An 8,896-nucleotide genomic window follows, 5' to 3' on the forward strand; every position below is an offset into this window, starting at 1 on the left:
CCTTCGGTCCGTCGCCTCGACAGACGGCCAGTCTGCCTTCGCCGACGGCCCTGTGGTCTGCGAACAGAGAGGGTGGGTGACGGTGGTGATACCTGATCAGCGTTGCCTCAAGCCGCTCAGGCCAGCCGCTGGCCGAGCCAGTGACGCAGGTCGCCGATCTCTTCGGCGCAGACCGCATGGGCCATCGGATAGGTATGCCAGTCCACCGTGTAGCCCAGCGCCTGCAGCGCGTTGCGCGAGTCGCTGCCCCGCTGCAGCACGACCACCGGATCGGCCGTGCCGTGGCCCCAGAAGATCGGCGTGGCGGCGTTCGCCGCGTGGCGCTCGCCAGCCACCGTGGCGGAGATCGGCAGATAGGTGGACAGCGCCACGATGCCGGCCAGTTTCTGTGCATGGCGAACGCCCGCCGAAAGCGCGATCGCGCCACCCTGCGAAAAGCCGGCCAGGATGATCCGCTCGCTGGGCACGCCGCGCTCGTGCTCGCGGGCGATCAGCGCCTCGGTTTCGGCGATCGAGGCGCGGATGCCGGCCTCGTCCTGGCGCGAGGTGAGGTCGAAGCCGGTGATGTCGTACCAGGCCCGCATCGACATGCCGTTGTTGATCGTCACCGGCCGCACCGGCGCATGGGGAAACACGAAGCGCAGCGCCGGCCATGCCGGATCGACCAGCTCCGGCACGATCGGCGCGAAGTCATGGCCGTCAGCGCCCAGCCCGTGCAGCCAGATGATGCTGTGGGTGGGATGGGCGGCGGTTTCGTGTTCGACGGCGGGCAGGGTCATGCGGTGCTCGGCGGGTCAGGGGGCGCTGATGATAGTGGCGACGGCATGCGGTTGCAGCGGGCTGTCCAGCGCAATCTCCTGCTCCGATGGCAGCGGGATGCCGAGTTGGTCAGCCTCGGCGTTCGCCACCGCGGCTTCCCTGCTTGCGGCTTCGCGCAGGATCCTGATTTGTTCCGGAGTGAGTATCTGGTCGCGCAAAGTGAAGTTCATTGGCACGCGCACTTGCGTCGCAACCGGCTGGCCGTCGACCTGTTCCGGAGTGAAATGCCAGCTCCTGGCGGCCTTCAGTGCGGCATCCCTGAATGACCGGGCCACCGGCCATTCGGCAAACTGGCTGTCTACCGTGATGTCGGCCAGGCGACCGTCAGGTTGCACGGTAGCGTCGATGAAAACGAACGCAGCCTGGCGCCTTTGCACCGCGTCCCGGGGATATCGCGCTTTCCACCCGGCCCGGTGGAATTTCGGGCCGTTGCCCGCGTAGATGACGTGCAAGCTGTACTGGCCACTTGCGTTTGGCAATGCCAGCAGCCTTGCGGAGATGAACGTGTGTGCAGACACCGCTTGACCATTGCGCCTGGCCGATACGAACTGCCATTGCCTGAGCGCGGAAGTCAGCACACCGGCGATTGATGGCGGCACGTCCGGCTCGATCTGGGTGGCGATGACGTGCCCCGTGGCATCCACGTCGGCGCCAACCTGGTAAGTCTGTTCGCGCCGTTCGGCGGCGTGCACCGCTTGGGCGCAGGCCAGCAGCAAGACTGCACCGATCAAGAAATGTTTCATGCCACGTCCCCCTGTGAGCGCCGCGACCGCGCGCCGGCAGCGGCCATCATCGACTGGCGGCGAGCTTTGTACCAGTACCGCGTTCCCCGACAGGCATGTGCAGTCGGCGCGAGGCCGGCGTCCCTGACCTTTGGCACGGTGCTCCGGCTTCGGCGTGCCGGCTCGGCTATGCTGGCTTTTTGTCCGGGAGGAATCCATGCGTCGACTGCTGCTTGCCGCTCTCGTTGCCTTGACCGTCGCGCCGCTGGCAGTGGCCGCCGCACCGGCGTCGACGCCGCTCGACCTGGAAACCATCATGGCCAACCCCGACTGGATCGGCCAGGCGGTGGAGTCGCCGTACTGGAGCGTGGATGGTCGGCATGTCTACTACTCGCTGAAGCGCGACGGCAGCCAGGTGCGTGACGTGTATCGCATCGATCCGGCGGGCGGCCCGGGCGTGAAACTGGACCCCGCCGCGCTGGCGCAGGCGGACGGCCCGCCGGTGTTCGATCGCGACCACCGGCGCGCGGCGTTCATCCTGCATGGCGATGTCTTCATGGTCGACTTGGCCAGCGGACGGCGCAGCCAGATCACCCGCACGCTGCAGGACGAATCCGCGCCGCGCTTCTCGTCCGACGGCCGCGCATTGCAGTTCCGCGACGGCAACGACTGGTACAGCCACGACCTGGCCAGCGGCGTCACCGCGCCGGCGGCGGTGCTGAAGTTTGTCGATGACCCGCAGGCGAAGCAGCCCGATGCGCTGGGCGCGCGCCAGCTGGAACTGTTCAAGACACTGCGCGACATCCGGGATGACAAGCAGGCCCGGCGCGACCAGGACAAGGCGCTGGATGCCGCCGATGCCGGACGCGCGGCGCAGCCGTTCTACCTCGGTGACCAGGTCAGCCTGGTCGACAGCGAGCTGTCACCCGACGGCCGCTGGCTGCTGCTGATCACCGCGCCGAAAAGCTACGACGCGGGCAAGTCGCCGGAACTCACTCACTACATCACCGACTCCGGCTACCCCGAGCAGCAGGAAGCCCGTGTCTACGTGGGTCGCAACGATCCGGCGCCGCAGTCGCTGCTGCTGCTCGACCTGGCGAGCCACCAATCGTGGCCGCTGGCCAGCGACACGCTGCCGGGCATCAAGGACGATCCGCTGAAGGACCTGCGCGCAAAGGCCATCGCCGCGCTGCAGAAGGCCGGCAAGGATGACCAGGCCAAGGCGCTGAAGGCGCCCGACCTGCGCCCGGTCACCGTGCTCAGCGCCGACAATGGCGGCGGCATCGTGTGGAGCGACGATGGCCGCAACGCCGCCGTGCAGTTGCGTGCGATCGACAACAAGGATCGCTGGATCGCCAGCGTCGATTTTGCGAAACACGCGCTGGTCAACCAGCAGCGGCTCACCGACCCCGCCTGGATCAACTGGAACTTCAACGATTTCGGCTGGCTGAAGGATGGCCGCACGCTGTGGTACCTGAGCGAACAGGACGGCTACTCGCATCTCTACACCAAGGCGCTGGACGGCAAGCCCAGGGCGCTGACCGGCGGCTCGTTCGAAACCAGCCATCCGCAGCTGAGCGAGGACGGCCGCTGGTTCTACCTGCGCACCAACCAGGTTGCGCCGTACAGCTACGACGTCTACCGCGTGCCCTCCGCGGGCGGGAAACTGGAGCGCATCACGAACTACCAGGGCATGGACGACTTCGTGCTGTCCCCCGACGGCAGCCGGCTGGCCGTGCTGCATTCCTCACCGTACGTGCTGTCGCAATTGGCCGTCCAGCCGTCCGCGGGCGGTGCGCCGCACGAACTGACCGACACCATGAAGCCGGCGTTCACCGCACATGACTGGATTGCGCCGAAGGTGGTCGAGGTGCCGTCCAGCCACGGCGCCGGCAATATCTACGCGAAGTATTACGGTCCGGCCGACGAGAGCGCCGCCTCGAAGCCGGCGGTGATCTTCGTGCACGGCGCGGGCTACCTGCAGAACGTCACGCTGTCGTGGTCGAACTACTTCCGCGAGCAGATGTTCCACAACCTGCTGGTGCAGCAGGGCTACGTGGTGCTGGACATGGACTACCGCGCCTCCGAGGGCTACGGCCGCGCGTGGCGCACCGCGATCTACCGCCAGATGGGCCATCCCGAACTGGAAGACCTGCTGGACGGCAAGGCCTGGCTGGTGCAGAACCACCACGTCGATCCCGAACGCGTGGGCATCTACGGCGGCAGCTATGGCGGCTTCATGACCGAGATGGCCCTGCTGCGCGCGCCTGGCGAATTCGCGGCGGGTGCGGCGCTGCGCCCGGTCAGCGACTGGACGCTGTACAACCACGAGTACACCTCGGACATCCTCAACGACCCGCAGCTCGATCCGGAGGCGTTCAAGACCAGCTCGCCGATCGAGTACGCCGACAACCTGCGCGATCCGCTGCTGATCCAGCACGGCCTGATCGACGACAACGTGCTGGCCGAGGACTCGATCCGCCTGTACCAGCGCCTGATCGAACTGCACAAGAAGAACTTCTGGATCTCGCTGTACCCGATGGAGCGCCACGGCTTCGTCCACGCCGATTCGTGGCACGACGAATACCGCCGCATCGACGAATTGTTCGAGACGTATGTGAAGCCGGTGAAGGGCGCTTCCGCCGCGCACTGAAGGCGGGCGCACGAGGGCCGTCGGCATTCCGGTGCCGACGGCCTTGTTGCATGATGGAGCCGGGGCAGCGCCACAATAGGACATCAGGGGAAGACATGAAGAAGTCGGGTTTCGCCGCGATTGCGGCATCGATGCTGTTGGCGTGCACGGGTTGCACGGTGGTGTCGCCGGATGCCGGCCAGCAGGCCGTGCTGATCGACAAGCCGGTCCTGTTCGGTCACGGTGGCGTGCGCGACCAGCCGGTGACCACCGGTCTGACCTATACGTGGTTCTCCACGAAGCGCATCTACGTCAACATGTTTCCGCAGCAGTACGACGGCAACTTCGGCGACCTGATGTCGAGCGACGGCGTGCCGCTGGATTTCCACGCGATCATCCGCCTGCAGGTGACCGATCCGGTGGCGCTGGTGAAGAACTTCGGCCAGGACTGGTACAAGAACAACGTGGAGCAGGAGTTCTTCAACCGGGTGCGTTCGGCGGTGAAGAAGCACGGCATGAACGAGACCGCGATCCAGACCACCGCCATCGACGAGATCGACAGCGAAGTAAGCCGCGAGATGACCGAATACCTCAACCAGAACAAGCTGCCGATCCGCCTGCTCAAGATCACCGTGGGCAAGGCCAATCCGCCCGACGCGGTGCGCAACCAGCGCGTGGAAACCGCGCAGCAGGAACAGCGCGTGCTGACCGAGCAGAAGCGCGACCTGGCCGAACAATCGCGCAAGGCCGCCGAGCAGAGCCGCGCCGAGGCCGACAACGCCTACCGCCTGGCGATGAACCTCAGTCCGGCCCAGTTCGTCGAGATGGAACGCATCAAGATGCAGACCGAAGTGTGTGCGGTGAAGGATGCGAAGTGCACCTTCATCATCGGCAGCGCGGTCGATCCGGTGGTCAACGTGAAATGAGCCGGCCTCCCGCACGCCGACGCGTGCGCGCCGCATGCCAAGGGAATGGTTGCCGATGAATCTCGCCCTGTTCGATTTCGACGGAACGATCACCAGCCGCGAGATGTTTTCCGACTTCATGCACTTCGCGGTGACGCCGCGGCGGCTGGCTGCCGGCAGGGTGCTGCTGGCGCCGGTGGTGATCGGCTACAAGCTTGGGCTGGTCTCCAGCAACGCCATCCGCTCGCAGGTGGTGCGCTTCGGCTTTCGCGACGAACCGCTGGCGCGGCTGGACCAGGCCGGGGAACGGTTTGCGCGCGAAGTGCTGCCGGGCGTGCTGCGCGCGCAGGCGATGGAACGCATCGCCTGGCACAAGGCGCAGGGCGACGTGGTCGTGGTGGTGTCCGGCGCGCTCGACGTCTACCTGCGGCACTGGTGCGAGCAGCACGGACTGGCGCTGATCTGTTCGGAGCTGGAGCGGGTCGACGGCCGCTACAGCGGCCGCTATCGGGGCCGCCAGTGCGTGGGTGCGGAGAAGCCGCGGCGGGTGCTGGAGCGGTACAACCGCGGCGATTTCGACCGCGTCTACGCCTACGGCGATACCAGCGAAGACCTTGACCTGCTGCGTATCGCTGACCGAAAGTATTTCAACTGGCGGGAAGTGGCCTGATCACGCAGCGCAGGGCGAATGCCCTGCATGGGGGAAACATGCGCAACAAAGGGATGGGTGTGCTCGTGTCGTGTTGCCTGCTGCTGGCCGCCTGTGCCAAGCCGCTGCCGCCGGAGAAGGCGGCCTACGCGGGCTACTGGAGGGCGCAGAAGATGGCCTTGCTGATCACCGCGGGCGGCAACGTCCAGTACAAGCGCATGCAGGACGGCAGCACTACCTCGGTCAACGGCCCGCTGCAGAAGTTCGAAGGCGACAACTTCGTGGTCGGCGTCGGTCCGGTCAAGACCACCTTCGTGGTGTCCGTGCCGCCGCATCAGGATCAGGGCGCCTGGAAGATGGTGGTCGACGGCGTGGAGCTGACTCGCACCCCGCCGGGCGGCTGAGCCGCAAAAAGAATCCGGCCACGACAGGCCGGGGTGGGGCGCGTCATGGCCGGGAAGCCGGCGACGCCGCAGGTGGCCAGTGCGGGCCTGCAGCCTCGGGGGTGGCGAGTTTGCCGCCGGATTACCTGACCACGACTACCTGACCAGCAGGGTGGCAGTCATGGTGGGGTGGAACTTGCAGAAGTACGTGTGGCTGCCGGCGGTGACGGTGAAGCGTCCGCTGGCGCCCGCCTTCAGGTCGAGATCGACGCTGCCGTCGCGCGCGGTGACGCTGTGTTCGAGGATGTCATGATTGGTCCATTCGATGATGTCGCCGGCGCGCACGCCGGTCGGCATCGGGCCGTACTGCATCTTGTCGATCATGATCACGTGCACCCGCGCGGCATGCGCCGCGGACGCTGGCGCAGCGGCGGCCGGGGCGACCGGCAGCGAAGCGACGGCCAGCAGCCACAGGCCGCACCGCAGTGTCGTCATGCGCAGCATCGCGTTCTCCCTACTTCAGGCTCTGGGCGAGATGCTCGGCATGCATCTGGTGCGACTGGAACAGCTTCAACCCGGTTTCCAGCAGCGACTTCAGTTCCGCGTTCTGCGCCGACGGAATCAGGGTGTCCTGCAGGGCCGCGTTGACCGCCTTGTGGTAGGCCACTTCGTTGGCGGCATAGGCCTTGTCGTAGGCGCTGCCACTGAGCGCGGCCAGCTTCTTCTGCTCGGCCGCGGCGTTGCTGGCCAGCGACTGGCTGGTCGGGTTGTCCTGCGGGGTCACGCCCAGCTTCTTCACCAGCGCCAGCGCCTGGTCGTTGACCGCGGTGTGGTCGCGGGCCATTTCCTCGGCGAACGCGCGCACCGCCTTGTTGTGCGATTTCTGCAGCGCCTGCTTCGCCGCGGTGACGTCGATCACGCCGGCGGTATAAGCAATGTGGGCGATCTGCGCGTCGTTGATCGCGGGCGCTGCGGCCGGTGCCTGCGCGGCGCATGCGCTGGCGAAACTGCCCAGGCCGAGCGTGAGGATGAGGGCGAACAGGGACTTGGTCATGACGGGTGCTCCGTGAGGAAGGGGCCGGCATCGCTGCCGGTGCCCATGAGATGCAGCAGCGGGGCACAGGTTCCGGCCGGCGAAGCGGGCGCCGCGGGAACCTCGCGCGGGGCGCCTGCATCGGATCAGCTGTCATCCCACCGATACCGCCTGCATGCTCGAACTGGATCAGAACCCCACGCCCGCCGCTGCGCCATTGCCGATCGCGGATTGCCCGTGCCCCACCCGCGCCGAGGCGGAGGCCGCCGTCCGCACGCTGATCCGCTGGGCCGGCGACGACCCCGCCCGCGAAGGCCTGCTGGCCACGCCCGCCCGCGTGGTGCGGGCCTATGAGGAATGGTTCGCCGGCTACCGGCAGGACCCTGCCGAACTGCTCAGCCGGACCTTCGGCGAGGTCGGCGGTTACGACGAGGTGGTGATCCTGCGTGACATCCCGCTGCAGTCGACCTGCGAGCACCACATGGCGGCGATCACCGGCGTGGTGCACATCGCCTACCTGCCGAGTCGGCGGGTGGTGGGCATTTCCAAGCTGGCGCGGCTGGTCGAGGCGCTGGGTCGCCGTCTGCAGATCCAGGAGCGGCTGACCGCGGAGATCGCCGATACCCTGGCCCGGGTGCTGCAGCCGCGAGGCGTGGCGGTGATTGTCGAAGCCAGCCACGCGTGCCTGTCGTCGCGCGGGGTGCGCGCGCATGGGGTGTCGATGCAGACCCGGCGCCTGCTCGGCGAATTCGCCCGGGAGCCGCGGCGCGGCGAGATCCTGGCGACGCTGGCCGGCTGAGCCGGGAACCTCGGGCTACCCCACAGCATCGGATCGGGTGTAAAAGGAGAAAACCATGTCTGCCCATGCCCATGTTGCACCCGTCGACTACGCCGCGCTGGACGACCACGCGCTGGTGGCGCTGGTCCGCGCGGGGCATCGCGAGGCGTTCCGCCACATCATGCAGCGCTGCAACCAGCGGCTGTTCCGCGTGGCGCGCGCCGTGCTCGGCGAAGACTCGGAAGCGGAAGACGTGCTGCAGGAATCGTATATGCGTGCCTATCACAAGCTGGATTCGTTCCGCGGCGACTCGACCCTGCTGACCTGGCTGACCAGCATCGTGCTGAACGAGGCGCGTGGCCGGCTGCGCAAGCGCCACACCATGGTGGGCCTGGAGCAGGTCGACGCGGCGCCGGACGACAGCCACCAGATCATCCAGTTCCCGTCGAAGTTCGGCAGCGAGGACCCGGCCGTGTCCGCCGCCCGCCTGCAGATCCGCCGCCTGCTCGAACACGCCATCGACGCACTGCCGCCGGCGTTCCGCACCGTGTACATGATGCGCGACGTGGAAGAGTGTTCGGTGGAGGAAACCGCGACCCTGCTGGCGATCAAGCCGGAAACCGTGAAGACACGGCTGCATCGCGCCCGGCGCCTGCTGCGCGCCGCGCTGCACGATCAGCTGGCCACCACCATGGGCGAAGCCTTCCCGTTCATGGGCCAGCGCTGCGCCCGCGTCACCGACGCGGTGATGGCGCGGCTGGACACCGAGTCGACCTCGACTACCCTGGTGTAACCGCGCACTGCCGCGGGTGCGCGCAGCCCGTGCTGTCGCCAAAGAGAGTAGTGCGTGCTGACGATAGACTTTGGCCGCTTGGAAATGACCTGTCTTGTAGTTGCGCTAGAATTCTTTCGCTGGCCCGCCCCTTTCCGTGCGCGATGTACAAGGCGGGGCAGGACGGATTCAACTACGAAGCG

General features: G+C 67.0%; 10 protein-coding genes. 6 read left to right on the forward strand and 4 right to left on the reverse strand.

The genetic code is table 11. The features are described from left to right. Positions 1-116: 116 nt before the first annotated feature. Together UU7_RS16385 and UU7_RS16390 are read right to left on the reverse strand one after the other, a co-directional pair. Entirely contained in the window at positions 117-779 is a 663-nt protein-coding gene (locus UU7_RS16385) for an alpha/beta hydrolase (protein ID WP_007810303.1), read from the reverse strand. Positions 780-794: 15 nt separating this feature from the next. After that, positions 795-1,562 carry an energy transducer TonB gene (locus tag UU7_RS16390; RefSeq protein WP_040673622.1) on the reverse strand — a complete coding sequence of 256 codons (768 nt, stop codon included), beginning with the start codon at positions 1,560-1,562 and terminating at the stop codon, positions 795-797. A 196-nt stretch (positions 1,563-1,758) separates the two neighbouring features. On the opposite strand from UU7_RS16390, the gene UU7_RS16395 reads away from it, so the two are divergent. From UU7_RS16395 to UU7_RS16410, 4 genes are all read left to right on the forward strand, one after another. After that, complete coding sequence (locus UU7_RS16395) at positions 1,759-4,194, forward strand: S9 family peptidase (protein WP_007810307.1); 2,436 nt, start codon at positions 1,759-1,761, stop codon at positions 4,192-4,194. Positions 4,195-4,289: 95 nt separating this feature from the next. After that, positions 4,290-5,099 (forward strand): SPFH domain-containing protein, encoded by an 810-nt coding sequence (locus UU7_RS16400; protein WP_007810308.1) that lies wholly within the window; start codon positions 4,290-4,292, stop codon positions 5,097-5,099. A gap of 55 nt (positions 5,100-5,154) precedes the next feature. Further along, positions 5,155-5,748, forward strand: coding sequence for an HAD family hydrolase (locus UU7_RS16405; protein ID WP_007810310.1), 594 nt, complete (start codon positions 5,155-5,157; stop codon positions 5,746-5,748). A gap of 38 nt (positions 5,749-5,786) precedes the next feature. Further along, complete coding sequence (locus UU7_RS16410) at positions 5,787-6,131, forward strand: hypothetical protein (protein ID WP_040673623.1); 345 nt, start codon at positions 5,787-5,789, stop codon at positions 6,129-6,131. Between the two features lie 135 nt (positions 6,132-6,266). Here the strand turns inward: UU7_RS16410 and UU7_RS16420 are convergent, their stop codons facing one another. Both UU7_RS16420 and UU7_RS16425 read right to left on the reverse strand, forming a co-directional pair. Further along, positions 6,267-6,605, reverse strand: a complete 339-nt coding sequence (locus UU7_RS16420; protein ID WP_238530975.1) for a cupredoxin domain-containing protein — start codon at positions 6,603-6,605, stop codon at positions 6,267-6,269. Between the two features lie 19 nt (positions 6,606-6,624). Next, positions 6,625-7,164, reverse strand: coding sequence for a DUF4142 domain-containing protein (locus UU7_RS16425; RefSeq protein WP_007810317.1), 540 nt, complete (start codon positions 7,162-7,164; stop codon positions 6,625-6,627). A gap of 154 nt (positions 7,165-7,318) precedes the next feature. On the opposite strand from UU7_RS16425, the gene folE reads away from it, so the two are divergent. Next, positions 7,319-7,942 (forward strand): GTP cyclohydrolase I FolE, encoded by a 624-nt coding sequence (gene folE / locus UU7_RS16430; protein ID WP_007810319.1) that lies wholly within the window; start codon positions 7,319-7,321, stop codon positions 7,940-7,942. A 55-nt stretch (positions 7,943-7,997) separates the two neighbouring features. Continuing rightward, entirely contained in the window at positions 7,998-8,714 is a 717-nt protein-coding gene (locus UU7_RS16435) for an RNA polymerase sigma factor (RefSeq protein WP_007810321.1), read from the forward strand. Positions 8,715-8,896: the final 182 nt, after the last annotated feature.

The sequence above is a fragment of the Rhodanobacter spathiphylli B39 genome, from assembly GCF_000264295.1.
GTDB lineage: Bacteria > Pseudomonadota > Gammaproteobacteria > Xanthomonadales > Rhodanobacteraceae > Rhodanobacter > Rhodanobacter spathiphylli.